At 71.2% G+C, this 25148-nt stretch carries 23 protein-coding genes and 3 pseudogenes; 16 read left to right on the plus strand and 10 right to left on the minus strand.

Features of this window, described 5'->3' with window-relative positions; genetic code table 11:
• Window positions 1–283: ADP-ribosylglycohydrolase family protein (locus ABD369_RS25405; RefSeq protein WP_344638857.1), on the minus strand; the 283-nt coding region annotated here is incomplete at its 3' end.
• Between the two features lie 198 nt (window positions 284–481).
• On the opposite strand from ABD369_RS25405, the gene ABD369_RS25410 reads away from it, so the two are divergent.
• From ABD369_RS25410 to ABD369_RS25420, 3 genes are all read left to right on the plus strand, one after another.
• On the plus strand, window positions 482–1285 hold the full coding sequence (locus ABD369_RS25410) for an MBL fold metallo-hydrolase (RefSeq protein ID WP_344638858.1): 804 nt from the start codon (window positions 482–484) through the stop codon (window positions 1283–1285).
• Window positions 1286–1662: 377 nt separating this feature from the next.
• Window positions 1663–2556 (plus strand): GDSL-type esterase/lipase family protein, encoded by an 894-nt coding sequence (locus ABD369_RS25415; RefSeq protein ID WP_425557761.1) that lies wholly within the window; start codon window positions 1663–1665, stop codon window positions 2554–2556.
• A gap of 239 nt (window positions 2557–2795) precedes the next feature.
• Window positions 2796–3437 (plus strand): DUF6461 domain-containing protein, encoded by a 642-nt coding sequence (locus ABD369_RS25420; RefSeq protein ID WP_344638860.1) that lies wholly within the window; start codon window positions 2796–2798, stop codon window positions 3435–3437.
• A gap of 83 nt (window positions 3438–3520) precedes the next feature.
• On the opposite strand, the gene ABD369_RS25425 is transcribed toward ABD369_RS25420, so the two are convergent.
• From ABD369_RS25425 to ABD369_RS25445, 5 genes are all read right to left on the minus strand, one after another.
• Entirely contained in the window at window positions 3521–3967 is a 447-nt protein-coding gene (locus tag ABD369_RS25425) for a type II toxin-antitoxin system PemK/MazF family toxin (protein WP_344638861.1), read from the minus strand.
• A gap of 107 nt (window positions 3968–4074) precedes the next feature.
• A complete protein-coding gene (locus ABD369_RS25430; RefSeq protein ID WP_344638862.1) occupies window positions 4075–4710 on the minus strand; it encodes a hypothetical protein in 636 nt (211 codons plus the stop codon).
• Between the two features lie 173 nt (window positions 4711–4883).
• The gene (locus ABD369_RS25435; RefSeq protein ID WP_344638863.1) at window positions 4884–6155 is read right to left on the minus strand and encodes an SCO2583/SCO2584 N-terminal domain-containing protein; all 1272 of its coding nucleotides are present in this window, start codon (window positions 6153–6155) and stop codon (window positions 4884–4886) included.
• A gap of 453 nt (window positions 6156–6608) precedes the next feature.
• Window positions 6609–7022 carry an NTP pyrophosphohydrolase gene (locus ABD369_RS25440; protein WP_344638864.1) on the minus strand — a complete coding sequence of 138 codons (414 nt, stop codon included), beginning with the start codon at window positions 7020–7022 and terminating at the stop codon, window positions 6609–6611.
• 442 nt (window positions 7023–7464) lie between these two features.
• Window positions 7465–8619, minus strand: coding sequence for a GDSL-type esterase/lipase family protein (locus ABD369_RS25445; RefSeq protein WP_344638865.1), 1155 nt, complete (start codon window positions 8617–8619; stop codon window positions 7465–7467).
• A 629-nt stretch (window positions 8620–9248) separates the two neighbouring features.
• Between ABD369_RS25445 and ABD369_RS25450 the strand changes: the two genes are divergently transcribed.
• The 7 genes and pseudogenes from ABD369_RS25450 to ABD369_RS25475 all read left to right on the plus strand — a co-directional run bounded on the left by ABD369_RS25450 (window position 9249) and on the right by ABD369_RS25475 (window position 16676).
• Entirely contained in the window at window positions 9249–9902 is a 654-nt protein-coding gene (locus ABD369_RS25450) for a peptidoglycan recognition protein family protein (protein WP_344638866.1), read from the plus strand.
• 215 nt (window positions 9903–10117) lie between these two features.
• Window positions 10118–10633, plus strand: a complete 516-nt coding sequence (locus ABD369_RS25455) for a carboxymuconolactone decarboxylase family protein (protein WP_344638867.1) — start codon at window positions 10118–10120, stop codon at window positions 10631–10633.
• Window positions 10634–11262: 629 nt separating this feature from the next.
• Window positions 11263–13218, plus strand: coding sequence for a S53 family peptidase (locus ABD369_RS25460; protein ID WP_344638868.1), 1956 nt, complete (start codon window positions 11263–11265; stop codon window positions 13216–13218).
• Window positions 13219–13416: 198 nt separating this feature from the next.
• A complete protein-coding gene (locus ABD369_RS25465; RefSeq protein ID WP_344638869.1) occupies window positions 13417–13977 on the plus strand; it encodes a histidine phosphatase family protein in 561 nt (186 codons plus the stop codon).
• A 31-nt stretch (window positions 13978–14008) separates the two neighbouring features.
• Window positions 14009–14314, plus strand: a pseudogene (locus ABD369_RS41240) (GNAT family N-acetyltransferase); the annotation flags it as partial.
• Between the two features lie 175 nt (window positions 14315–14489).
• On the plus strand, window positions 14490–15896 hold the full coding sequence (locus ABD369_RS25470) for an outer membrane protein assembly factor BamB family protein (protein WP_344638870.1): 1407 nt from the start codon (window positions 14490–14492) through the stop codon (window positions 15894–15896).
• Window positions 15897–16010: 114 nt separating this feature from the next.
• Window positions 16011–16676, plus strand: coding sequence for a PhzF family phenazine biosynthesis protein (locus ABD369_RS25475; RefSeq protein ID WP_344638871.1), 666 nt, complete (start codon window positions 16011–16013; stop codon window positions 16674–16676).
• Window positions 16677–17213: 537 nt separating this feature from the next.
• Here ABD369_RS25475 and ABD369_RS25480 read toward each other — a convergent pair.
• The 3 genes and pseudogenes from ABD369_RS25480 to ABD369_RS41245 all read right to left on the minus strand — a co-directional run.
• Window positions 17214–18314: a M20 family metallopeptidase gene (locus ABD369_RS25480; protein WP_344638872.1), complete on the minus strand. Its 1101-nt coding sequence runs from the start codon at window positions 18312–18314 to the stop codon at window positions 17214–17216.
• A 234-nt stretch (window positions 18315–18548) separates the two neighbouring features.
• Window positions 18549–18683: pseudogene (locus ABD369_RS25485) on the minus strand (LuxR C-terminal-related transcriptional regulator); the annotation flags it as partial.
• A 162-nt stretch (window positions 18684–18845) separates the two neighbouring features.
• Window positions 18846–18908: pseudogene (locus tag ABD369_RS41245) on the minus strand (hypothetical protein); the annotation flags it as partial.
• Between the two features lie 133 nt (window positions 18909–19041).
• Between ABD369_RS41245 and ABD369_RS25490 the strand changes: the two are divergent.
• From ABD369_RS25490 to ABD369_RS25510, 5 genes are all read left to right on the plus strand, one after another.
• Entirely contained in the window at window positions 19042–19401 is a 360-nt protein-coding gene (locus tag ABD369_RS25490) for an FtsX-like permease family protein (RefSeq protein WP_344638962.1), read from the plus strand.
• A 70-nt stretch (window positions 19402–19471) separates the two neighbouring features.
• Window positions 19472–20353 carry an NAD-dependent protein deacetylase gene (locus ABD369_RS25495; RefSeq protein ID WP_344638873.1) on the plus strand — a complete coding sequence of 294 codons (882 nt, stop codon included), beginning with the start codon at window positions 19472–19474 and terminating at the stop codon, window positions 20351–20353.
• Window positions 20354–20588: 235 nt separating this feature from the next.
• Entirely contained in the window at window positions 20589–20885 is a 297-nt protein-coding gene (locus tag ABD369_RS25500; RefSeq protein ID WP_344638874.1) for a hypothetical protein, read from the plus strand.
• Window positions 20886–21161: 276 nt separating this feature from the next.
• Entirely contained in the window at window positions 21162–21917 is a 756-nt protein-coding gene (locus ABD369_RS25505; protein WP_344638875.1) for a dienelactone hydrolase family protein, read from the plus strand.
• 308 nt (window positions 21918–22225) lie between these two features.
• Window positions 22226–23176 carry an NAD-dependent epimerase/dehydratase family protein gene (locus tag ABD369_RS25510; protein WP_344638876.1) on the plus strand — a complete coding sequence of 317 codons (951 nt, stop codon included), beginning with the start codon at window positions 22226–22228 and terminating at the stop codon, window positions 23174–23176.
• 312 nt (window positions 23177–23488) lie between these two features.
• Here the strand turns inward: ABD369_RS25510 and ABD369_RS25515 are convergent, their stop codons facing one another.
• Window positions 23489–24067 (minus strand): maltokinase N-terminal cap-like domain-containing protein, encoded by a 579-nt coding sequence (locus tag ABD369_RS25515; protein WP_344638877.1) that lies wholly within the window; start codon window positions 24065–24067, stop codon window positions 23489–23491.
• Window positions 24068–24368: 301 nt separating this feature from the next.
• On the opposite strand from ABD369_RS25515, the gene ABD369_RS25520 reads away from it, so the two are divergent.
• Complete coding sequence (locus ABD369_RS25520) at window positions 24369–25121, plus strand: SOS response-associated peptidase (RefSeq protein WP_344638878.1); 753 nt, start codon at window positions 24369–24371, stop codon at window positions 25119–25121.
• Window positions 25122–25148 lie beyond the last annotated feature (27 nt).

The raw sequence follows: 25148 nt of genomic DNA on the forward strand, positions 1-25148 counted from the left end.
CGGTCTCCGTGCCGCCGCCGTCCGTCATGATGCGGGTGTAGCCGCGCAGCCAGCCCTCGGCTGTGAAGAGGGTCATCTGGGTGTCGTCGGTGATCGTCCCGACCATGCCGTGGCGGTCCGGGACCAGCCCGGTGATGCCCTTCTCCCCGTACTGGGCCTCGACGGTGACCATGGACTTCATCTCGATCGGATTGCCCAGTGCGTCCCCGATCGCCCCGCCGAGCAGACAGCCCCGGACCCTCGCCCGGTACGCAGCCAACTCGTTCCACTCCAGGTGCCTCACCCGCGCCCCCTCCAAGCTTGATCAACTGCCCCAGACTATCCACCACCGACCTGCGGCACCGAAGGCCTGCGCCGGGGCCGGCTGCACGGCGCGCGCTGCGGGACGCACCGAGTCCGGGTCCTACGTGCCACCTGAAGCCGGCTCTGCCCGTCGAGAGAAATCTCAAGACATTTGGATCAAGTGTTCTAGACTCTCGAGATGGTCGACGAGTTTCTTCGCCTCACGGTCCTGGGGTGCGCGACGCCGTTTCCGAGCGTGGACAATCCGTGTTCCGGCTACTTGGTCTCCAGTGGGGACACGCGTGTGTGGGTGGACGCGGGCAGTGGAACGCTGGGCCCGCTGCAACGTCACGCCCGGCTGGATGAGCTGGACGCGATCTGGATCTCGCACCTGCACGCCGACCACAGCGCGGACCTGCTCACTGCCTACTACGGCGCTCTGTACGCGGACGTCCGCCTTGCCGCGCCGATCCCCCTCTACGGCCCGCCCGGTATCGTCGACCGGCTGGCGGGCTTCCTCACCAACACGTCGGTCCGCAGCCCGATCGAATCCGCCTTCGCCGTCACCGAGTTGCACGATGGGCACCAGGTGAACGTTGGTCCGCTGAGGCTGACCAGCCGGGCTGTGGCGCATGGCATCCCGGCCTTCGCGCTACGCGTCGAGGTCGCGGGTCGGTCGCTGGTCTACTCCGGGGACACGGCACCGTGCGCCGGCCTGACGAGTCTGGCCGACGGATGCGACGTGCTGCTGTGTGAGGCCGAGAGCGCGAAGGTGCCCACCGAGGGCGACCAGGTGCACCACACCCCTGAGGACGCCGGCGAGACCGCCAGCGCGGCCCGGGCAGGCCGGTTGATCGTCACGCATGTCGGTCGGTTCCTCACGCCACAGCAGGCGGTGGCGCGCGCCTCGGCGCGCTTCAACGGCCCCACCGACTACGCCGCGCCCGGTGCGACCTTCGAGATCGGTCAGGCCACCAGCGCCCCTGGGCGCCCAACGAGCTGACCGCGTTCGAAGCGGACTCCGGCGCGGACGAGCAGGGCGAATGCGCCCAGACCCCGACCGCCGAGCGTCCGGGCAGAGGAACCGGCGTCCGGGCGCAGCGTTCCCCCGGTACGACACAGCGCGGACAGTTCACGTTCGGTCAGGTGCTGCTCCCGAACGCCCACCATTTCGGTGAACCGCCGTGTGGAGCCGGCGACGTACTCCGACTCGTCCGGTCAGCTCAGCCCGCTCCTCGCGGTCGATGACGTCGGGGACCCGACGGCAACCATCCGTGAACGACTCGCCCGATAAGGTGAACTGATCATTCCGGAAGAAAGGCCACGGCGCTCACGGTGACCGAGTCCCGCCCTCACACCCTGTTTTCCTTCGGCACACTGATGGACGAACGAGTCCAGATCACACTCTTCGGCCGAGCCGTGCCGAGTGCTGCGGCATCGCTGGCCGGCTGCACCACCAGGCCCCTGCCGATCACCGACCAGTCCGTGATCGCCACCAGCGGCCTTGACGTCCACCTGGCGCTGAAGTCCAAGCTCGGCGCCGTGGTCGATGGCGCCGTCCTGCGCCTCACCGACCAGGAGCTCGCTGCAGCTGACGCCTACGAAGTGGACGACTACGTCCGCCGACGGGTACTCCTCTCCTCCGGAGAGAGCGCCTGGGCCTACCTGGATGCGAAACCACTGCGCCCGGCGGCACGCATAGTGATCGTGGGCGACAGCATCGCCTACGGACGCTGCGATCCGCACGGAGGATGGGCAGCCCGCCTGACGGCCACCCACATCGCCGGGAACGAGGCCGACCACCGGGTCTTCAACCTGGCCATCCCCGGAAGCACCCTGCTCGATGTGGCCGAGCAGACCCCCGCCCTCCTGCCTCCCCGCCGACCCGACACCATCATTGTCGCCGCCGGCATCAACGACTCCGCCATCTCGACCGCCACTGCGCAGGCTCACCGCGACATGCCGGCGCATGTCGCGGACAACCTCGCCTCGCTGGCTGACACCGCCCTGAGCCACAACGCGCGACTCGTCGTCGCGGGACCGACGTGGATCGACGAATCACGCACCGGCGACTACGAGGGCCTGCGATTCACCCAGGCCCGGGCGCTGGCCCTGCGCGAGTTCCTGAAGACCTGGTGCGCCGAGAACCACATCGACTACCTCGACATGTGGGAACCGCTGCGCGACAGGACCGAAATGCTCACGGACGGCCTGCACCCCACCCCCGAAGGGCACCAGGTGCTCTACCAGCACATCGACATCTCCGGCTGCTGAACCACCCGGCAGCCGCCGAGCCGGGACGGACAACCGACCCCCTTCCGCTGCTCATCGAGCAGACACCCCGGCTGAGCCAGGACGACGAGTTCCTGCAGAGCATCCGCCTGCTGTGCGCTGCCGTCGTCACCCTCACCAGGACATGAACACGGCCGTGCCGCCCGCGCCCGACACACCACCACCCAGTGCCGACGCAGGCGGCTCTGACGCTGTCACAGTCGCCTGCGAACATGGGCGTCATGACTGCACATGCCGCCGACTACCGTTGGTTTGCCGAGCGCTACGACGTTCTGAACGAGGCGTACTGCCTCACGCTGGTGGAGGGGCTCTCGCCGGAAGACCTGCTGGACCGGATCGGCGCGAAGCCCCTGCACCGAGTCACCGGGGTCGCCGCTCTCCTGGAAGCCGCGGACGAGTTCGAGGACGGCGGCTTCCAGGATGTCCTGGACGATGACGACGATGACGACCGGCTGTTCATCGCCGCCACCGAGGTCGGGGGCTGGGCGCTGGCCGTCGAGCACTACGGCCACCTCGGCATCTCCGTCCCCGTGATGGAGGCCCTCTCCCGGGGCACTCGTCTGGTCTCACACTTCCGGAACATCAACGCGGTGGACCACTTCTACTGGCAGGAGGACGGCCGGACCCGCCTGCACTTCGAGCCGCTGTTCGCCTTCGGCCGCGACGGCAGCGACGCCGACGCCACAGCGGCCATGATGGAGCAGGCCGGGTTCGACCTCCGTGAGGACGACGACTGCGACTCCGCCCTCCACACCGAGGCCGCCTTCGCCCTCGCCGAACACCTCACCGGTGTCCGGCTAACCCCGGAGCTGCTGGACGGCGCCGCCTTCCTCTGCGGCGCCGCCCCCGAACCGCGTACCTGACCGAACGCCAACGGCGCCCGCGGACGCCCCGCGCCGGGTCCCGTCGGACCGCCGTCCGACGGGACCCGGGCGGAGGAGGGCGGTCAGCTCCAGCGGTAGCGGCGGCGCAGGCTGTCCACCACCAGATTGAAGCGGGCCCGGTCCAGCGCGCAGGCCTCACGGCGCATCCCGCCGTCCCACACCCGCATCACCCGGTCCAGCGCCACCCAGGAGTCCCGGCCGGACTTGTCCCACGGACCGGAGCCGATCGGCACCCAGTCCCGGTCCCCTTCGTGCCCCTTGCTCGAGAGCATCACGGCCAGCAGACTGCCCGCCTCCTCGCGCGCCACCACCAGCACCGGCCGGTCCTTGCCACGGCCGTCCCGCTCCTCGTACGGCACCCACGTCCAAACGATCTCGCCCGGGTCGGGGTCGCCGTCGTGCCGCGGCGAGTACTCGGTACGAACCGCACCCACCCCGTACGGTTCCACCTCGACCGTGGCCTCCGGACCGAAGCGACCGGGTATGTCCTCGTTGATCAGCTGTGTCATGCGCGAAGACTAGCGCCCGGACCGCCCACAGGGTGATCCCGAGTGTCAACCGGCCGCAGCGCCCCAGTTAGCCATCTCCCGAGGTGCCGTCGTCGGCCCCGCGGCGCCTACCTGCAGCGCGTGACGTCGGGGCTCCGCGCACGGCGTCGGCCGGTGGCTGGGAGGCTCGGGTGATGACGACGAACGAACTGCTGCGGCAGCAGGCGGAACTCCGGGCCGGGGCAGGGACGGTGGCCGAAGACGTAACCGCGGCCACCGCCACCGAAGTTCGCCGAGGTGGCGAAGTCGTAGCCCTCCTCCAGTTCGGCCGTGAACGTCATGGGCGCGGTACAGGAGGGGCAGTCGGGCGTCTCGTCATCCTGGATCCAGTCCGGCTCGCCGCCGAGTCGTCCCAGGACCGGCTCCTCCGTGGGCTCGCCAGCGGGGTGGAGCCTCAGAGCGGTGACCGCACCCAGGAGCGTCTCGCCCTCTGCCGGGACTGCCGCCGGGGTGAGTTCGCCGGAGAGCACGTAGGCGCGATTGGCACCGGCGATGGCGTTCCAGTCGTCACACGTGCCGGGGTCGTTCTGGCAGAAGAACACCGCCACCACCGTTGCGCCGAGGGGCAAGTGGGCGAGGAACTGCATAGCCCCACCGCACTCGCGGCAGCTCGGCCAGACGAATCCCTCGGGGACGAGGGGAACCCCGCCGGTCCTGAGCGCGTCGGCGTCGGCAGCAGTCTCTCCGCCGTATGTCAGCAGCATGGTCGAATCCCAGGGTCATCGGCAGATCGGAATCACGGTGCCGTACGAGCCGGCCGAGGGGAGGTCGACTATCGCTTCGACCACCCGATCGCCCGCCTCGACGACATGGAGTGCGGCACGGCGCGGCCGCCCGGGTGGTGGTGCCACCGGCTTGGCAGCACCACCACCCGGGGTCAGGTCCGGGTGACCGTGCCGCATTTGCCGGTTCCGTCCGGCAGCGGCTTGCTCCGGTTGTACGGGTCCATCGTGCCTCCGTCACGCGGCTCGGTGCCGTCCGATGTGACGACGGGGAAGTCCGGCTCGAGCCAGCCGTCGTGAACTCCGCAGAGACTGTTGCCGAAGTAGCTGTTCGTGTGGCTGAAGTTCAGCTTTCCCGGTTCGACGTCGTACTTGGCGGGATCGTAGAAGCGGAAGTCGATCACGCGGCGCACGATCTCGCGGGTCACCTCCGTGCTACCGCTGACCGCTCCCGTCCAGACGGCCGGCTCCGCGCCCGGGGTGGCACCGGCTGCGAGGCCGCTGGGGGCGGGGTCCTGTGAGGGAGACGGCGTCAGCTTTCCGGCGTCGGGCCCGGGGAGCACGGCGTAGACGAAGGTGTAGTCGGTGTGGACCACCATCCCGTCCTTACCGTCCGCCTCGAAACTCGTCCGCCCCTGCAACTTGACCACGTCACCCGCGGGGATCGCGGTGCGCGGGTTGAAGCGGCTGGCCCAGTCACTGGGGTCGCTCGTGCCGCCCGGGTGGGCGAGCCCGTCCTCCGCCTCCTCCCGGCTCTTCCCGCCCAACAGGTCCAGTGCGGCCTGCGGGGTTCCGCCGGCGAGCGTCTTGGGGTCGAGGTTCGCCGCGACGAGGAAGTCCTTGACGGTCTTCAACTGCGCTGCTACTTCGTCCTGGTCGAAGACCCCGACCGCCTGTGCCTGCGGCAGCACGATCGCATCGGCTCCGGACGGCCACACCGCGGCCGGTGAACCGGCCCACGGGTGGTCCGCGGTCGGGGTGTCCGGAGCAAGGGTCGGCGGGGCCGCGGTCGGCACCGCGGTCTCCGGGGCCTCGGTCGGGCCGTCGGCGACGTTGCTCGTGTACCAGCCGTGCAGCCGGTCGACGTTCAGCCCGGCCACCACCAACGCGCCCGCCAGCACGACGAACAGCGGGGTCTGCCAGTCGCGGCTGCGGCGTCGCTCGACGCCCCAGGGCGAGACGGTCTTCCTCTTCCGGCCGAACCGGCGTCGCCGGAGCTCGGTCGGCGGCCGCCACGGCTGCGATTCCGGGGGCGGCTGGCGCTTCCAGCGCGCGGCCAGCACGCGGGAGCGCCCGGACCGCTCCTTGATGGTGGCGGCCTTGACGAACTCGTCGTCGAGGACGAGTCGGTCGAACGGGTCGTCTGCTCCCGAGCCATTCGGCGAATCAGAGGTCGGGTGAGGTTCGGGGTCTTCAGCTATCGGCACCGCGACAGTATGCAGACACCCGCTGCCGACCGCTTCACCGGGGTGTCGAGGTGCATGGAGCGCCGGTGACCTGCGGCGGAGGTGTTCCCTCCGTCCGATCACGCCTGCTCGGACGGGCGGGAGGTGGTGCTGGTACACACGGTGTCGGCCTTCAGTCGATCGCGGGTGCAGCGGGCATCGACGCAGGCGCATCCTCGTGTGGATCCGGGCCGCCGCGGAGTCGACGGCGGCCTGGTCGGTGACATCGGCGGTCACCGCCAGCGCCCGGCCGCCAGCCGCCTGGATCTCGGCGGCGAGGCGGTCGCGCGGGCGGGGACGGTGACGCCGCCGCTGCGCAACGCCATGCCCTGCCGTCCCGCAGGTCCTCTGGCAACCGCAGGTCCAGGTCGACGGCTGGGACCGCAGCACCGTCACGCCCTCAGCCGGTGGGGCTCTCGCGGAAGCCGCCGTCCGTCAGGCCGGACGGACGGCGCGGGGGCCGACGACCTCGGCACCGAGGGCGATGACGCGGGCCCGAAGGCCGCGGTCGGCGGTCACGACCAGGCAGGCGCGCTGCGGGTCGTCGGCCTTGGCTTGCCGTACGACGTCGACGATCCGGTCGTCGCCGTTTCCGGGCGCCTCGACGACCCGGACCTGTGGCAGACCGACCAGGCCGCGGGCAGCGCCCTCCACCACGAGCACCACTTCCAGAGGCCGGGTCCGTGCCCACACCGGGACGTCGGTCCGGTCCGGTAGGCCCCGCTCGGCCACCGTGGCCAGCGCGTCGCGCAGCCGTTCCGCCGCGCCCCTGCGGTCGCGCCACCAACCGTCGGGAACCGATCCCACGACGTTGGCGCCATCCACGACCAGCAGTGCTTTCGCATCCATGGCAGACAAGCCTGTCACGCTGATGCGACCGAGGCTGCGAGCACGCTGAGCGGATCGGCCTTGCCGCCGCCGGCGGCGCCGTCCGCCAGCCAGCACGCCAGCGTGCTGAGCGCCGCGCACCTCACGGCCAAGGAGCGGATCGGCGGCGCCGTTGTCCACACCCTCACCAGCCTCGGCGCGGCGCTACTCGGCGGCATTGCCGACTGCCACGCCACATCGTCACCGTTGCTCGTGGAGCGGTCGACGCGGGAAGGCAGGGCCTCCTGGCAGCTCGGTGGGTGTCGCAGCCGCCTCGAACAGCCAGGAGTCCCTGGTGCCGCAGCCTGGTGAGTCGCCTCGGTCTGCGAAGTACCCAGTGAGGTAAGGGAATCGACCTCGGGTCGTGCAGCTGGGGGTGAATGCTCGGGCTCTGCGTCTCGTGTGGGCGCGGAGCCCCCGCAACTCAGCTGAAGGGACCGTCGTCCGCGAAGGCGCGGGTGGCGAAGCGCTTGCCCATCCGACGGTACGCGGCGGCGGTGGGGTGAAGGCCGTCAGCCAGGTCGTCCGCCTCGTCCAGTCCGAGCAGCTCGCGTCCGTCGAGGTAGTGGAGGTGGGGGTCGCGTGCCTGGCGCGCCGCCACGATCCGCGCCAGCTCGGCACGGACCACCTCGAGCGACAGCGCCCCACCGGCCGGGTCGCCGAGGGCTGCGATCCTCCCGTCCAGGCCGAGCACGGTCGGCCCGGGAGTCTCCTCGAGTGCCGGACAGCCCACCGGGGACACCAGCAGCAGCGGGGTGTCCGGGTGACCGTCGCGGATCGTGTCCAGGAATCCGTGGACCGCCGGGCCGAACGTCCGCTTGCGGAAGGCGGCCATGCCGACGATGTTGATGCCGACCTTGAGGCTGATCAGGTCGGCGGGCATGTCGCGGATCGTCCGGGCGACATAGGGGTCAAGCAGTGCGTTGCCCGCCTGGCTGAGGTTGATCACCTCCACTCCGCCGAGCGCGGCCGCCACCACCGGCCAGGTGCCGGTCGGGCCGTCGGCATCGATGCAGTGGCTGATGGAACTGCCGTGGTGCACCCAGCGGCGCCGTCCGTCCGGCAGCGGCGCCAGCACATCGCCGTCGGCGCGCAGTGCCACCAGTTCCGTAGGGGTCTGCTGCGGCAGCCACAGCTCGACGTCCTTCATACCGGCTGGCAGCCCGGCGAACCGTACCGTCCCCGGCTCGCCAGGGGTCAGTCGCTGCACGGCCCCGTGGGCCGACATCCGCAGGACGTTGCCCACCGGCGCTTGCCGACGCCCGGCGGGCACACCGTCCACCAGCAGTTCCAGCATCCCGGTCGGGCGGGGTTCGGGGTCGGTGTCGAGCTGTCCGGTGGAGGTGAGAACCTCGAACTCCAGCTCGCGCGCATCGGTGCGGAACACCAGCCGCACCCCCGAGGGCATCACCGTCACCCCGTACGCCGACGGGTCCTGATACTGCTCCTTGGTCCATGCGGGCAACCGACGCGGCATCACCCCCGCCTGCGTGATCTCCAGATCCAGCGCGCCCCGTAACTCCACCGGCCCGCCCACCAGCGGAACCGCCCGCATCGCCACCGTCACCGCTCCTGCCATCTCTTGGGCCTGACAGGCCGTAATGCCTGATAGCACCCTGGATCGAGCACGCAAGCCGGAGCTTGAGCACTCTCATCCACCGCCCCGAAGCAGCCTAGTCGGTCCGTACGCACTGCGAAGCGGTTCGTGCAGAAAATGGAATCCGCATCCGGGTGGACGATCACCGTTGTCTCACCGGCGCGCCGACTCCCCGGGGTCCGGGGGCACCCGCCGGGCAGCTGATCCGCCTCGTCGAGATCATCGACAGCCTCCACACCGACCCCGGCCCACGTGCCGTTGCCTGCGGCCCCACCGGACCACTCCACCTCCTGACCTGCACCGGAATGCTCCCCAGCCCGCGCCGGGGCGCCACGGGACGACATGCGACTCGCCGCCGATCCTCTTAGTCTCGCGGCATGGAGATCGACCGCCGCCAGTTATTACATCGCGTTGCGCAGGGAGCCGCGGCGGGCGCGGCGGTCACCTTGACCGCCGCGAGGAGTCCGCAGCGTCGACCGGGACCGGCCGCCCCCGCGCCCCCCGCACCAGCGCAAGCCGACCCTGCGGCGGCCTCGATCCAGCCGGTGTTGTCACGGGGTCCGGTCTCCACCGCCCTACCTGACCTCTGGAAGCCGCCGCCACCCTCGATCGTGGCGCGGTCGCTGTGGCAGCCCGGCCAGGCGCCGAGCCCGCCCGAGCCGCAGCACGACCACACGGTCCGGGCGTTGTTCATCCATCACACCGCCAACGGTGACTCGTACGATCCCAAGGACGTGCCCGAGATCGTCCGGTCGATCTACCGGGACCACCGCACGCGCCGGGGCTGGGACGACATCGGCTACCACTTCCTGGTCGACCGCTACGGCGTGATCTACGAGGGACGTCTGAGCGGCGTCGACCAGGCGGTGACCGGCGCTCATACGCAGGGCTTCAACCATGAGACGGTCGGCGTCGCGGCGATCGGCACCTTTCCGGCCGGCGCCCATGTACCCCCGGCGGTGCTGGAGGCCATCGCCCGTCTGGCCGCGTGGCAGCTGGGCGCGTACGGCGTCGATCCGCGAACCCGCGTCGAACTGACGTCCACGAACAGCGAGAGCCGCTTCCCCGCCGGCACCCGCCATCCGTTCAACGCCATCTCCGGCCACCGCGACGCCTGCTTCACCGAGTGCCCGGGCGTCACCCTCTACGCCCTGCTTCCCCAGATCATCGAACACACCGCCGACCTCCTCCGCGGCGCGACCCCGTCCCGTACCGGCCTGCCGATCGGCTCCCTGAGCACCCCCGGCCCTGCCGCTCGCGGATAGCCGCCGCGTCCGCCCCCGCCGCTCGGGGTACGGCGGGCGATCCTGACGGCCTCGGATCCATCAGAACCGCGGTGGCCGACCCCTGGCGCCCGCCGGACCGGGATCCCGCCCGACTCCGCGCCTCAGAAAATACTTCCGTCCGACTGTCACATCCGTCCACCCCGCCGGGTCAGAGCAGTGAAAGCAACGCAAGAGACCCGGAAGGAACACCCACCATGGACGCCCAGCCCACCAGCACCCCGACCACGGCCCGGAACGCGACCGGTTCGAGGATGCCCAACCCGCTCAAGCTCGTCCCCGAGATGGGAGCCGTGGCCGGCGCCCTCTTCAAGGCCGTCGGCAACGGCTCCGTACCGCAGACCACCATCGACCTCGTCCAGCTGCGCGCCGGCCAGATCGTCGGCAACACCTACCTGACCGTCATGCACACCAACAGCCTGCGCAACGCCGGACAGTCCGAGGAACGCATCACCGCGGTCGCCTCCTGGCAGGACGCCCCCTACTTCACCGGTGCCGAGACCGCCGCCCTAGCTCTCGTCGAGGCCGTACTCCAGCCCGCCGCCGACGGCGAAAGGGTCCCCGACGAGCTCTACGCCCGCATCGCCGAGCACTACGACGACAAGGCCCTCGCGACCCTCGCCATCGCCATCGGTCAGGTCAACTTCTTCATCCCCATCGCCCTCATCGGCAAGCCCCTGCCCGGCGTCAAGCCCTCCGAGCAGTGGACCTGACACCAGAGCGGGGACACCGGGCCTACGACGAGGCCGTGCCGCAGCGCAGCGGGGCCAGGACCGCCGGCGGGCCGGCACGAGGGTCCCGCCGGCGCCCCGTCGCGCCCCGGTCAACTCGTCCCTGCGCGCTGCCGTGCAGACCAGACCTCAATCCTGACTGACCATCAATTAATTAAGCTCTGAGCGGGATTGAAGGGTTGACGCTCTCGGCTACCCGCCCGCGACCGAGTCACCCGACCCGGCCGCGGGCGGTTGCGCTTGTGAGCACGGCACTTCTCCTCCGCCCCGTGACCTGACGGTGGTGCGTCGCCACAGACCGCACCGAGGCGTGTGCCGTGGACGCCCCCGTCCTCACCCTCCCACTACTGGGCCTCCGGTTCGGACTCCGCCCCCGCGCCACCGCACTGCGCACCGGAGGCGGCATCGGCAACATGCCGTCACTGATCCGCGATAGTTCCGGAGTTGCCTACTGCGCTCTATCGGTCATTGCGCACCGCCGCTATGCTCTGCCCCTGCCAAGCCGGACAGACAACGTGTGCATCCGGGTCCGCATGGGGACACCGATGGGTACACACCGATACAAACGGCGCACTTGTGCACTCGCGAATAATTCCATCGCAGGGGGTTACATGACAGTCAGCCATGCCCAGCGGCGTGTTGGGGTGAGCGTGGTGGCAACCTTGTCGCTGCTCGCCGGCGCGCTCGTCATCGGCATGCCGTCCGCTCAGGCCGAGTCCGTCCCGAGCGGGCGGGCCGCGTTGGAGGGCACCAAGCCCGCCTGGGCCACCGGTGCCGCCGACCAGGGCGCCACCCCGGACTCCGCTCAGATCAACGCCCGCGTCTACCTGGCAGGGCGGGACCCGAAGGCCCTGGACGCGTACGCCACGGCCGTCTCCGACCCGCAGTCGGCCTCGTACGGCAAGTACCTGACGCCCCATCAGGCGCAGGAGCGTTTCGGCGCGACACAGGCACAGATCGAGGCGGTCACCAAGTGGCTGCGGTCGTCGGGTCTGACCGTCACCGGCACCAACCGGCACTACATATCCGTCTCCGGTAACGCTGCTGCCGCGCGGACGGCCTTCGCCACCTCGCTGCACGACTACCGGAAGGAGGGCCGGACTTACCGGGCGCCCCAGCAGGCCGTCTCCGCTCCCGGCACGCTGGCCGACGCGGTGCTCACGGTGACCGGCCTGGACAACGCGCCGCACCGGGCGACACCACGGGACACCCTGCCCGGCCCCGGCGCCGGCTTCCGCAACTCGGGCCCTTACTCGACCTACTACGGCTCGAACGTCGCCGGCACGCTGCCGGACGCGTACGGCACGAAGCTCCCGTACGCGATTCACGGATACACCGGCAAGCAGTTGCGGGCGGCGTACGGCGCGGGCAACTACACCGGCAAGGGCGTGACCGTCGCGATCACCGATGCGTACGCCTCCCCGACCATGGCGAACGACGCGGCCGAGTACGCCAAGCACAACGGCGACCGGGCCTACCGCAAGGGCCAGTACACCGAGGTGCTTCCGGCCTCCTACACCAGCGTGGACGACTGCGGCGCATCCGGCTGGTACGGCGAGGAGTCCCTGGACGTCGAGGCCGTGCACGCCCTCGCGCCGGACGCGGACATCGTGTACGTCGGCGGTGCCTCCTGCAACGACCCCGACCTGCTGGACGCCCTCAACAAGGTCGTCGACAACCGGCTCGCCGACATCGTCTCCAACTCCTGGGCCGACCTCGAGGGCAGTGAGACACCGGACGGCGCGGCCGCCTACGACCAGACGTTCAAGCTCGGCGCCGTCGAGGGCATCGGCTTCTACTTCTCCTCCGGCGACGACGGCGACGAGGTCGCCAGCTCCGGCAAGAAGCAGATCGAGAGCCCGGGCAACTCGGCCTGGGTGACCGCGGTCGGCGGCACCTCGCTGGCCGTCGGCAAGGGCGACAAGTACCAGTTCGAGACCGGCTGGGGCACCCAGAAGGCGCTCCTCGCGGCGGACGGCAAGAGCTGGGCGAACCTCCCCGGTGCGTTCAACGGCGGCGCGGGTGGCGGCACCAGCTCCACCGTGAAGCAGCCGTTCTACCAGCGCGGCATCGTCCCCGACGCACTGGCGAAGGCCAACGGCCCCACCCGGATGCGTACCGTGCCGGACATCGCGGCCGTCGCCGACCCCAACACCGGCTTCCTGGTGGGTCAGACCCAGTCCTGGCCCGACGGCTCGGTCAAGTACGACGAGTACCGCATCGGCGGCACCTCGCTGGCCGCACCGGTGATCGCGGGCATCCAGGCGCTGGCGCAGCAGGCCCGCCACTTCCCGATCGGCTTCGCCAACCCGTCGATCTACGCCCGCTACAACTCCCCGCTCTACCACGACGTGACGGACCAGCCGCTGGGCGCCGGCCGTGACCTCGCGGTGGCGCGAGTCGACTTCGCCAACGGCGTCGACGCCTCCGGCGGCCTGGTGACCTCCGTGCGCAGCCTCGGCAAGGACAGCACTCTGCACGCGGTCCGCGGCTACGACGACGTGACCGGCGTGGGCACGCCCGCCCCGGGCTACGTCACCTCGTACGGCTTCCCCTTCCTTCGCTAGCCTCTGCCGGAACGCCGGCCCCCGGACCCTCGTGGCCCGGGGGCCTCTGCTGTCGCCGGCGCAGCACCGACGCCTGCCGCCGCGAGGTCCACGCAGGCCGGCGCAAGACGCGACCCGTATACGCCTCGAAGGCGCATCCGTCGGGGAGGCCGCCCGCTCACCGAAGCGGCCTGACCTACCGAGACATCTGGAGCCTTGATGGCAGTGGAGATCATCTACGAGACACACGCCACGACCACCGACAACGAGGCGGGCATCGGCACTGGCTGGCTCCCGGGCCGGCTCTCGGAACTGGGCCGTCGCCAGGCCGGTGAGCTCGGCGAGCGCCGCCGCGCCGATGGACTGGCGGCCGTGTTCACCTCCGACCTTCACCGCGCCGTCGAGACAGCCCGGATCGCGTTCCCCGAGGGCGGGCCCGAGATCCACCAGGACATTCGACTGCGCGAGTGCGACTACGGCGACCTCAACGGGACATCGATCTCGCTCATCGCTGCCCAACGGGCTCGACGGATCGACGTTCCCTTCCCCGGTGGCCAGAGCTACCGCCAGGTCCTCGCGGCTACCGACGCGTTCCTCCACGACCTGGCCTCCTGCTGGGATGGCCGCCGTATCCTGGTGATCGCCCACTCGGCCAACCGATGGGCCCTGGACTGCCTGCTCACCGGCGCATCACTGGAAACCCTGGTAGCAGCACCACCGGCCTGGCGCCCGGGCTGGCACTACACGCTTCCGGCCGACTGGCCCGCCCCACCCCGGTGAACGCCGTCGGTCACAGCGGAGGAACGTTGTGATGAGCCTGGGTACAGCGCCGTTCGCAGCGGATCGCGCCTCGGCGGACGAACTGCGCGCTTGGTACGACCTCGCCGTCGCGGACCACCCGGGCACACCGGTACCGCCGTACGACTCCTACCTGCAGCAGCCGTGCCAACCCACTTCCCATCTGGGACTGCAACGGCTGTGGGTCGCGCGCGGCAACGGGCGGCTGATCGGCACAGCGAGTGCCGTCTTCCCCACGGACGAGAACAGCGGGCGGGCCATCGTCGCAGTCCGCGTGTCGCCCCAGAACCGCCGACGCGGCATCGGGACACGCCTGCTCCAGGCGATGCTGCCCGAAATCCATGTCCCCGTCCGGCCCAACCGTCCTGATCATCCGGCCTCGCGCCCCGGCGAGTACTCGCAGCCCCGCGCGGCGTCCCGGGCGAATCCCGCACGTCCGGTGATGATCGTTCAGCAGACGTACGGCGAACGGGACGACGGGAGGCGGGACGGGCATGCCCACCACGCGGACCATTTCGGTGCTCGCCCTCATGCTGCTGCTCGCCGCCGGCCCGGCCTGCACGACCCACCGACCGGCCGCGCCGTGGCTCGCCACCGGTGTGCCCAGCAGTGCTCGGCTCCCGACCGGCGCCAGGACTCCCGTCGCGCTCCGGGCCGGGGACTGGCCGACGTACCAGCGCGACGCCGCGCGCAGCGGTGTGGCGCCCGAGGCGGCGGCGCTTGGGCAGCCGGTGCACGCCTGGACGGCCGCACTGGACGGCGCGGTGTACGGACAACCGCTCGTCGTCGGCGGCCGGGTGCTCGCGGCGACCGAGCACAACACGGTGTACGCGCTGGACGCCGCCACCGGCGCCGTGCTGTGGAGCCGCAACGTCGGTACCCCCGCGCAGGGTTCGGAGCTGCCGTGCGGGAACATCGCACCGTTGGGCATCACCGGGACGCCGGTCTACGATCCGGTGACCGGGCTCGTCTTCGCGGTCGCCGAGCTGTCCGGCGGCCGGCACCAGCTGGTCGGCCTCGATGCCGCGACCGGTGCGCCGCTGGTCAGCCGAGAGGTCGAGCCGCCGCGCGGGCAGCGCATCGCGCACCAGCAGCGCGGCGCGCTCGCGCTCTGGCAGGGCCGGGTGCTGATCGCGTACGGCGGGCTGTACGGCGACTGCTCGGACTACGTCGGCACGGTGCTGTCGGTGCCGGCCACCGGCGACGGGCCCACGCTCGCGTACACCGTGCCCACCTCGCGCGGCGGCGGCATCTGGTCACCGGGCGGGGCGGTTATCGGCGGTGACCGGGCGTTCGTCGCGGTCGGCAACGGCGCCGCCACCGAGGGTGCGTCGGGCGGCTACGACGGTTCGGACTCGGTACTCGCGCTCACCGCCGACCTGCGTCGGGCCGACTTCTTCGCCCCGGCCGACTGGGCGCAGGACAACGCGCAGGACCTCGATCTCGGCTCGCTCGCCCCGGCGCTGGTCGGACGGCATGTCTTCATCGCCGGCAAGAGCGGCATCGCCTACACCCTGGTCGCGGACCGCCTGGGCGGGGTCGGCGGCCAGGTGGCGCAAGCGCAGGCCTGCCGGGGCTTCGGCGCGGCGGCGGTCGACGGCGACACCGTCTACCTGCCGTGCGCGGATGCCCTGGCCCGGTTCTCGGTGGCGGCCGACGGCTCGATCAAGGCCGGCTGGCGGGTGCCACTGCACGGGGCCGGTTCGCCGGTGGTCGGCGGCGGCGCGGTCTGGGCCGTCGACCACGGGCACGGGCTGCTGAATGCGCTCGACCCGGCGAGCGGCCAGGTCCGCCGACAGCTCACCGTCGGATCCGTGCCGGACTTCGCCGCGCCGACGCTCTCCGGGCCGCGCATCCTGCTCGGCACGCTGAACGGGGTGACGGCCTTCGTCGAATCCTGACTGACGCTCGGTTGACCCGACATCACCGAGCTGTGCAGGAAGCCCCTCCCCTGTGCACCTGCTGCCGGGCGATCACCCGGACGAGGCCGCTCCGCCACGTGCTTGAATGCCCAGGTGAACGCTGACATTGACGTACTCGTACTCCGCGTCTTCACCGGCCCCGACGGTCGGTACGGCAACCCCCTGGGGGTGCTCCGCGACGGCCACTCGGTCCCCGACCAGGCGTCCAGGCAGGCGGTCGCCAGGCGACTCGGCTTCAGCGAGACCGTGTTCGTCGACGACCCGGAGCACGGGAGGGTCGACATCTACTCCCCCGGAGCACGGCTCCCCTTCGCCGGCCACCCCCTGGTCGGCACGGCCTGGCTGCTCGGTCTGGAAGCCTTCGACCTCCCCGTCGGCAGCGTCACCGCCCGCCACGAGCCCGAGTTCACCTGGATCACCGCGCGGCCGGAATGGGCCCCGCCCCGCACACTGCGCCAGTACTCCTCCCCCGACGAGATCGACGCCCTGACGGTCCCCGAGCCAGGGGAATGGATCTACGCCTGGGCCTGGCAACACGAGGCCGCAGGCCGGATCCGGGCCCGGGCCTTCCCCGGGCGCGGGGACGGCATCGACGAGGACGAAGCGACCGGAGCGGCCGCGCTGCTGCTCACCCACCGGCTCGGCCGGGCCTTGGAGATCACCCAGGGCAGGGGATCGCAGATCCTGACGAGGCCGGGTGCCGACGGGGTGATCGAGATCGGCGGGCGGGTCCGCATGGAGGCGCCGTCCGAGCGGTGAGCCGTGGACCGCGAGTTCCCCGCCGACGAGCCGCACCACGTGGCGTACGGCTGAACCGGTCCGAGGCACCCATGCATTGCCAGCGCGTCCGCCGGGCGACGCACCGCTGTGGAGCCGCTCACCGGACTCCGCGTACGGGCGGACCAGGGCGGTCGCCTCGTCCGTGCCTCCCCGTCGTCGAGGAGGCCGGCGACCGTGCCGGCCGCGACCCGCCAGCCGGCCTCGGCGAACGGGGTGAGCACGTCGAGCGCGGCATCGCACCGGTCCTGTTCGAGCAGAGCCTGCGACCATGCTTTGGCGCAGTACCAGTCCCCGTTGTGCGCCCGTAGCCGGACCTCGTCGAGGTGGCCGTGCTCGACCAGCATCGAGACCGCCCATGGCGCGATCCACCCGTCGTAGGTGCGGGCCCGGCGGTCGAGATCAGCAGCGTCCACGACGACGAACGATAGCGGTGGCACGACCGAAGTCCTGCCGGTCGACAACCGCGGCCGGTGCTCGCCGGTCTGCGGTACGCAGGCTCTTCGCGTCCTCGTTGTCCTATGCGTTCTGAATCGCGTTCACCAGTCCGGCGACGAGGTTCGCCCGCTCGGCCATGGTTTCGACCACCAGGTACTCGTGGTCGGCGTGGGCCCCTCCCCCGACCGCTCCGAGGCCGTCGAGGGTCGGCACGCCCAGTGCGGCCGTGAAGTTGCCGTCGCTGCCACCGCCGACCGACCTGCCTTCGAGGCCGGGAAGCAACTGCCGTGCCACCGCGAAGAGTCCGGCCGACGCCGACCCGGGCATCGGGGGCCGGCTGACGGATCCCTGAACCGTGATCCGCGCCTCGTCGAGATGGGGAGCCAGTGCCGCGAACGCCGCTTCGATCCGTGCCTTCTCGTCGGCCGACTCGACCCGGACGTCGACGATGACGGTCGCCTCTGCGGGAACGACGTTGTCCAGGGTTCCTGCGGACGCGACGGTCGGGGTGACCGTCGTGCCGATCTCGGGTCGGCCGAGCGCGGCGATGTCCAGTACCTGGTGGGCCGCCTCGATCAGGGCGTTGACCCCGGCCGCGGGCTCGAGGCCGGCGTGCGACGCCCGGCCCGCGATGGAGACCTGGAAGGTGCCGGTGCCCTTGCGGCCGGTCTTCAGGGCTCCGCCGTCGGCGGCACCCTCGAGCACGAGTACCGCACCGCAGGCAAGGGCTCGTTCTTCGATGAGAGCCAGCGAGGAGCGGGAACCGACCTCTTCGTCGGCGGTCACCAGGATCTCCACGCCTGACCGGTCATCGAGCGTCGCCAGGCCGTGAACGGCCTGTACCAGACCGCCGAGCATGTCGAAGACCCCGGGGCCGGTCGCGTGCCCGTCCTCGACCGTGAACGGGCGGCGTGCGAGGGTGCCGAGCGGGAACACCGTGTCATGGTGGCCGAGGATCAGTACCTTGGGGTCGCCACCGGCTGACCAGTGGACGTGCGGCCCGGCTTCGCTCTCGACGAGGACGGCCTGCCCGCCGAGGCGGCTCTCGATGACGGCGGCGACGGTCTTGGCCGATGCCGCCAGGGCGTCGAGATCGCGCGATGGGGATTCTATTTCGACGAGTGTCCTGAGATCCTCGATCATCGCGTCGACACTCACTTGGGCGGTCCTGTGCATCGTCATGCTGCGAGGGTAGCTGGCGCGCCGGACCGCGTTGGAGGAGATCGTGCACGGCCCACCACTCGCCGGGGTGCCTGTCCCGCTGCAGGTCACCACCGGTCGGAACGGGCCGGTCGACCAAAAGCGGCTCGCCGGTAGCCCGGCGGTCCGAACTGGTCGACCGGGCAGCCCGGTTCGGTGTTCCTGCGTGATGTCCCCTGACAAGTGGGCGAGTTGAAGCCCCGCAGCACAACCGGGTCACACCGGGCGCACCGTGCCGACGCTGACCAGTCCGGTTTCGTAGGCGACGATCACCGCCTGTGCACGGTCGCGCAGCCTGAGCTTGCCGAGGATGCGGGCGACGTGGGTCTTGACCGTCGCCTCCGACAGGTGGGCTGAGCAACGCCGAACTCGCGGCACGGCTCCGCGCCGCACTACCCGCCCGCCGCGACTCACCCGGGCCAGGATCGGCATGGTGTTCCAGTTCTTCCACCTGCTCGACGACCTCCGCGCCGCAAGGGCGTCGTTGTGCACCACCCGCGCACACCCGAACGCCCGGGCCAGCGCGGCACGCTGACCTAGCGTCGGGTAGACACGGCAGGAGTACCGAAGGTGCACATGGTCAACCTACCGAAGGTCACTGACAACAGCTCACGTCCAAACCTCCGAAGATCGCTCCGCCGCTTCGCGGTTCCGACCCAAGGACCCTCCCCCACCCTCCGGGCAGGGGGGGGACCCCCATCTCCCCGACCTGAAGGCCGGAGCATCCGGGGAGAACAAAGGTGAACGGGCCCGCGACATCGGTGTGGCCAAGGCGCTCGGCATGACGCCGCGGCAGACCGTCGGCATGGTCCTCACCTCGGTCGCGGTCGTCGGCCTGATCGGCGGCGGCATCGGGCTCCCGCTCGGCCTCGCCCTGCACGCCGTGACGGGACCCGCCATGGGCCACCGCGCCGGCCTCGACTTCCCGAGTGCGGCCCTCGACGTCTACCCGGCTCCCGAGCTCGTCCTGCTGGGCCTCGGCGGTCTGGTCATCGCCGTCCTCGGCTGCCTCGCGCCGGCGGCCTGGGCGGCTCGCACTCGGACCGTCACGGCGCTGCACACCGAGTGAAGGCCGGGCCGGACGGCAGACCTGTGGTCCGGCACCTCCGGTCGGGGCGGATCGGTCTACGCTGGCAGGCATGGGTGCGCCTGCAACGCTCGACGGCCCGGCAACCGACGCGGCCGGCCTGGAGACGCTCGTACGGCTGGTGGCCGGGCGGGGTGTGGTGGTGCTGAGCGGCGCGGGGCTGTCCACGGAGTCGGGCATTCCCGACTACCGGGGTGCCACCGGCAGCCGGCGCCGCCGGCCGCCGATGACGTACCAGGAGTTCGCGGGAAGCGAGGCGGCCCGGCGCCGGTACTGGGCGCGCAGCCACGCCGGCTGGCGCACGATCGCCCGGGCCGAGCCCAACGCCGGGCACCGCGCGGTCGAGCGGCTTCGCCACTCGGGCCACATATCGGCGGTGATCACCCAGAACGTGGACGGCCTGCACCGCGCGGCCGGCACGCGCGAGGCCGTGGAACTGCACGGCGGGCTCGACCGGGTGGTCTGCCTCGGCTGCCGGCGCACCAGTGCGCGCGAGGCACTCGACCGGCGCCTCGATGAGTTGAACGGCGACTTCCGGGACGCGGAGGCCGCCCTGTGCCCGGACGGGGACGCGGAGCTGCCGCAGGAGCTGGTGGACTCCTTCCGGGTCGCGCCGTGCCGGGAGTGCGGCGGCGTCCTCAAGCCCGACGTGGTGTTCTTCGGCGAGAGTGTGCCCGGGGACCGGGTCCAGCGCTGCTACACGCTGGTCGACGCCGGGCGGGCGCTGGTGGTCCTCGGCTCGTCCCTGACGGTCATGTCGGGCCTGCGTTTCGTCCGCCACGCCGCTCGCGCGGGCATGCCGGTGGCGATCGTGAACCAGGGCGCCACCCGCGGGGACGACCTGGCCGCCGCCAAGCTCTGCCTGCCCCTGGGGCCCGCACTGACGGAGGTGGCCCGGCGGATCGCGGACGCGGACGAGTCGCCCGAGCCCTGACGAGCCGGGGTCACGCCGCCGGGGGCGCGGACGGGCCGAGCCGCCGCGGAAAGCCCGTCAGGCGAGCGTCCCCGCTGTATGCGATCGCCGAGGCGTTGCTGCTGCGGGGCACGGCGGCCGGCCGGGACGTGGCCTGTGCCCTGATCGATGCCGCACTGCGGGACGGACGGCCGGACGGGCCCTGACTCCCCGGCTCACCCGGGCACTCGGCGAACCGAAGCAGGCCCCCGCCGCGGTGCTCGCCCTCCTCGCCGTCGCCGACCCCGCCACCCTCGACCACTCGGCACTCGCCGAAGCCGCCCTGCGCTCCGCCGAGACGGAGGCCGATGTGCAGGGCGCCTGCGAAGCCCTGCAGGCCCTGGACACGGCAGCCCTGACCGGCAGCCAGCACCGCCGGCTCACCGCCCTCGCCGAACGGGACCGGCGGATCGTCAGCGAAGGCAGCGAGAGCGAGATCATCCGCTCCGACGAACTCCTCCGCCGACAGCTCCGCGCGACACTCGCCGCCGCCACGACCACACCCTCCGACTGACCCCTCACCGCCCGGCCCTCACTCCCCCGCGTCGGCCGGACGACCGGCTTTCAGCCGCCCGGAACGTCCCGTCGATCCTCACCACGAGACGGCATCCACTTATAGACCGATCGGCAATAGGGCCCGTTCCTTCTCCCACGCTCCCCAGTGCCGATCGGTCTTAATCCATATGGCGGAACGTCAGAAAGATGACATGCTGATCCGGATCGCTCAGCACACGAAGGTCCTGCCTCCGGGATCGAGCAGGACCGGAAGACAGAGGAGCAACTCCCACTCATGACGCCAGTACGCACGACTTCCCTGGACGTGCCGACCAAGGACGGCCTGGCCGACGCCTACCTGGTCCACCCCGACGACAACGCCCCGCATCCCGGAGTCCTGCTCTACATGGACGCCTTCGGCCTGCGCCCTTGGCTGAGGCAGATGGCGGAGCGCATCGCCGCCGCCGGCTACACCGTCCTGGTCCCGAACGTGCTCTACCGACACGGACGCGCGCCGGTGGTCGACCTGCCGGACTTCATCGACACCTCCCAGCGGCCCGACCTCTTCGAACACCTCGGCCCGATGATCGACTCGCTCACCCCGGACCTGGTGACGGCCGATGCCGAGTCCTACCTCGACTGGCTGGCCGCCTCCCCGCTGGTCGCGGCGGGGCCGGTGGGCATCACCGGCTACTGCATGGGCGCCCGGCTGGCGTTGCGGACCGCCGGCGCGCATCCGGAGCGGGTCGCGGCCGCGGCCGGCTTCCACGGCGGCCGCCTGGCCACCGAAGCCCCGGACAGCCCGCACCTGGTGGCTGACCGGATCACCGCCGAGCTGTACTTCGGGCACGCCGACCAGGACTCCTCCATGCCGCCCGAGCAGATCGCACGCCTTGAGAAGGCCCTGGACGCCGCCGGTGTCCGCTACCGCAGCGAGGTGTACGAGGGCGCTCACCACGGCTTCAGCCAGGCGGACACCACCGCGCACAACCCCGCCGCGGAGCAGCGCCACTGGCGCGAGCTGCTCGCCCTGTTCGACCGCACGCTCTGAACCGGACGCAGCTCTCCCAGGGCGCCCGGCGAGAGCTGACCGACCGCGGCCGGGCGGCCAACAGGGCCCGCCCGGCCGCGGTCACGGTGGCGGGCAGCGGACCGCACGGTGGACGCGTGCCCGATTCGGATCGGCAGACTCTCAACCGGGGTCGGTAAGGAGGTTCCGGGCCTCTCATCGGCTCACCCCAACCGGCCGGACGCCGCGGCTTCCGTCCCGCCGGTTCCGTCTTTGATCTGCCGCGTCGACTCAACCACCGCTCATCATGCCCGTGTTACCAGCTTCAACGGCCCGGCTACTCTGTGGGGGTGAGCTTTCATGTGGTTGTCGGATACGGGCCCGCTGGGGCGGCCACCGCTCGGCTGCTGGCCGAACTGGGGCATTCGGTACGCGTGGTCACCAGGTCGGGCCGCCCCCCGGAGCCCGGCATCGAGCACGTGGCGCTGGACGCGACGGCCTCCGAGCGGCTGACCGAGGTCGCGCGCGGCGCTACCGCGATCCACAGCTGCGGTGCGCCGCCCCTCCACCGCTGGGCGACCGAGTGGCCGCCGCTGGCCTCGTCGATCTGTGCGGCGGCCGAGGCGACCGGGGCCGTCCTGGTCATGCTCGGGAACCTCTACGGCTACGGCCCGGTGGACCGTCCCATCACCGAGGACCTGCCCCTCGCGGCGACCGGCCCGAAGGGACGGGTACGGGCGGCGCTCTGGGAGCAGGCGCGGACCTTGCACGAGGCGGGCCGTATCAGGGCGGTCGAGGTACGTGCGTCGGACTTCTTCGGCCCCGGCGTGACCGACGGAGGCCACCTGGCCGCACGCGTCATGCCGCGTCTGCTGAACGGCAAGCCCGTCACGGTGCTCGGCGACCCGGACGCGCCGCACAGCTGGTCGTATCTCCCCGATGTGGCAAGGGCGTTGGTCGAGGTCGCGGGCGAGGAACGGGCCTGGGGACGGGCCTGGCACGTGCCCACGGCCCCCGCCGCGTCGATCCGGGAGATGGTCAACCGGGTTGCCGCCGATGCGAAGACGGGCCCGGTAGCGGTGCGGCGGCTGTCGCCGGCGGTACTGGGCCTGGCGTCGCTCTTCTCACCGCTGATCCGCGAACTGCGAGAAGTCCGCTATCAGTTCGACCGGCCGTTCGTGCTGGATTCGTCCGCTTACGAGTCCGCGTTCACCGTGTGCGCCACCCCGGTCGAGGAGCAGCTCAAGGCCACCGTGGAGTGGTGGCTCGAGCGGCTCGCCGCCCCGGCGACGGGTGCATGAGCCTGCTCGCCGCCCCGGCGACGGGTGCGTGATCCTGCTCGCCACCCCGGTGACGGGTGCATGAGCCTGCTCGCCGCCCCGGCGACGGGTGCGTGATCCTGCTCGCCACCCCGGTGACGGGTGCATGAGCCTGCTCGCCACCTTGTGCACGGCGCCAATTCACGACGGCCTGAACGACCTGGCCGGTGGCCCGGCTGACGGCCGAGAGCCGTCAGCGGCCGGCCGGGACGACACCCCGTGTGCCGGCGAGTCCCAGGGTCCAGGTGCGTGACGTCACCGAGTTGGTGCCCCGCCGGCGGTGAGCCGCGGAGCTCACCGCCGGGCGACGGTCGCGAACACGCCCCGCACAGCCGTCCCGTCCGGCCAGGTCCACCCGGCGACCACGCGTCCGGCCGCCCCCTCCGCTGCCTCCGCCGGCTGCAGGACGCGGTTGACCTGCACATCGAACTGACCGTCAGGGCCGGCTCCGTACACGGTGACGGTCGGGTCCAGGGTGTCGCTCTCGTCCTGGTGCTGCGTCATCGCCTCGCCACTCAGCAGCGCTCGCAACTGCGCCATCACCACCGGATCGTTGACGCCGTCGTAGATCCACCGGGTCCCGAGCACCCCATGCTCAGAGGTACCGATCAGCGCCTCGCCGGGGACGTTCTCCAGCGCCCCACCGCGATAGCCCATCGGCACCAGGTACGCCACCGGCTCCTGCGCAGAAGCGTCCACGACGACCATGAACTCGATCCCGACCGCACCATCCGGATCGTCCAACCGGAACCCACCGGCCTTGACCAGCTCCGGCCTTCCCCCGTCACCCACGTACCAGCTCTGCTTCGGCAGCCACTCGACGAGCAGCTCCAGCTTGGTGGGCGTCATGGTGGTGCGATGGATGACGGCCATGCGAACTCCCTCACACGTCGTTGTTCGCTGTCTTCTGACGGGCTGTGATCAATCTATCGGAAGCAGTTGCACGTCCGGACGTCCGCCAGTGACTTCGTAGTCATCCCGCTTGCCCCCTTCTCTCCGAGGGCCGCCGCGACCCCTCATCGACCGGTGCCCGCCTTCTCGCTGTCACATCAGCATCATCGCCCCCGAACACCTGCCGATGCCGGTCCTCGCCGGTGACATCACCGGCGGCAGCGGAGAGCCGACAAGCGCGTCGCCGCTCCGTGGCGGGCTGATCGTGTGGCACGGTGAAGTCATGTGCGGTCGATTCGTGTCCACTTCCACTCCTCAGGACCTCGTCGAGCTGTTCGGTGTGACGCGGTGGACGCCGGTGGAGACGCTGGCGCCCAGCTGGAACGTGGCGCCGACTGACCGCGTGTGGGCGGTGCTGGAGCGGCCGGTTCGCGACGAGGGGCCGGAGCCGGTTCGGCAACTGCGTGCGCTGCGGTGGGGGCTGGTGCCGTCGTGGGCGAAGGATCCGTCGACCGGCAGCAAGTTGATCAACGCCAGGGTGGAAACGGTCCACGAGAAGCCGTCCTTCCGCAAGGCGTTCGCCGCCCGACGGTGCCTGCTTCCCGCGGACGGCTTCTACGAGTGGGAGACCATTGCCGCTCCGGCCGGCGGGCGGCCCCGCAAGCAGCCGTACTTCATTGCGCCGGAGGACGGTTCTCTCATGCCGATGGCGGGGCTGTTCGAGTTCTGGCGCAACCGTGACCTACCCGAGGACCACCCCGAGGCCTGGCTCGCCACGACCACGATCATCACGACCGAGGCCACCGACGCCGCCGGCCGGATCCACCCCCGCATGCCGCTCGCCGTCGCACCGGACGCCACCGACGACTGGCTGAACCCCGAGCACCAGGACACCGACCTTCTGCGGGACCTGCTCGCCCAGCCTGCCGGCGGCAATCTCATCGCCCGGCCGGTTTCGACCGCCGTCAACAGCGTGCGGAACAACGGGCCGCAGCTGCTGGAGGAGGTTCCTCCCCCTGAGGGCGTGGAGGACTGATGGAGCGGCGACCGCCCGCGGTCGAAA

Source organism: Kitasatospora cystarginea (genome assembly GCF_039533515.1).
In the GTDB taxonomy this organism is placed as follows: Bacteria; Actinomycetota; Actinomycetes; order Streptomycetales; family Streptomycetaceae; genus Kitasatospora; species Kitasatospora cystarginea.

Bases quoted from the DNA above. Each gene is read 5' to 3' on its own strand.
- ABD369_RS25410 (WP_344638858.1), top strand. From the start codon at position 482: ATGGTCGACGAGTTTCTTCGCCTCACGGTCCTGGGGTGCGCGACGCCG.
- ABD369_RS25415 (WP_425557761.1), top strand. From the start codon at position 1,663: ATGGACGAACGAGTCCAGATCACACTCTTCGGCCGAGCCGTGCCGAGT.
- ABD369_RS25420 (WP_344638860.1), top strand. From the start codon at position 2,796: ATGACTGCACATGCCGCCGACTACCGTTGGTTTGCCGAGCGCTACGAC.
- ABD369_RS25425 (WP_344638861.1), bottom strand. From the start codon at position 3,967: ATGACACAGCTGATCAACGAGGACATACCCGGTCGCTTCGGTCCGGAG.
- ABD369_RS25430 (WP_344638862.1), bottom strand. From the start codon at position 4,710: ATGCTGCTGACATACGGCGGAGAGACTGCTGCCGACGCCGACGCGCTC.
- ABD369_RS25440 (WP_344638864.1), bottom strand. From the start codon at position 7,022: ATGGATGCGAAAGCACTGCTGGTCGTGGATGGCGCCAACGTCGTGGGA.
- ABD369_RS25445 (WP_344638865.1), bottom strand. From the start codon at position 8,619: ATGGCAGGAGCGGTGACGGTGGCGATGCGGGCGGTTCCGCTGGTGGGC.
- ABD369_RS25455 (WP_344638867.1), top strand. From the start codon at position 10,118: ATGGACGCCCAGCCCACCAGCACCCCGACCACGGCCCGGAACGCGACC.
- ABD369_RS25460 (WP_344638868.1), top strand. From the start codon at position 11,263: ATGACAGTCAGCCATGCCCAGCGGCGTGTTGGGGTGAGCGTGGTGGCA.
- ABD369_RS25465 (WP_344638869.1), top strand. From the start codon at position 13,417: ATGGCAGTGGAGATCATCTACGAGACACACGCCACGACCACCGACAAC.
- ABD369_RS25470 (WP_344638870.1), top strand. From the start codon at position 14,490: ATGCCCACCACGCGGACCATTTCGGTGCTCGCCCTCATGCTGCTGCTC.
- ABD369_RS25480 (WP_344638872.1), bottom strand. From the start codon at position 18,314: ATGACGATGCACAGGACCGCCCAAGTGAGTGTCGACGCGATGATCGAG.
- ABD369_RS25495 (WP_344638873.1), top strand. From the start codon at position 19,472: ATGGGTGCGCCTGCAACGCTCGACGGCCCGGCAACCGACGCGGCCGGC.
- ABD369_RS25505 (WP_344638875.1), top strand. From the start codon at position 21,162: ATGACGCCAGTACGCACGACTTCCCTGGACGTGCCGACCAAGGACGGC.
- ABD369_RS25515 (WP_344638877.1), bottom strand. From the start codon at position 24,067: ATGGCCGTCATCCATCGCACCACCATGACGCCCACCAAGCTGGAGCTG.
- ABD369_RS25520 (WP_344638878.1), top strand. From the start codon at position 24,369: ATGTGCGGTCGATTCGTGTCCACTTCCACTCCTCAGGACCTCGTCGAG.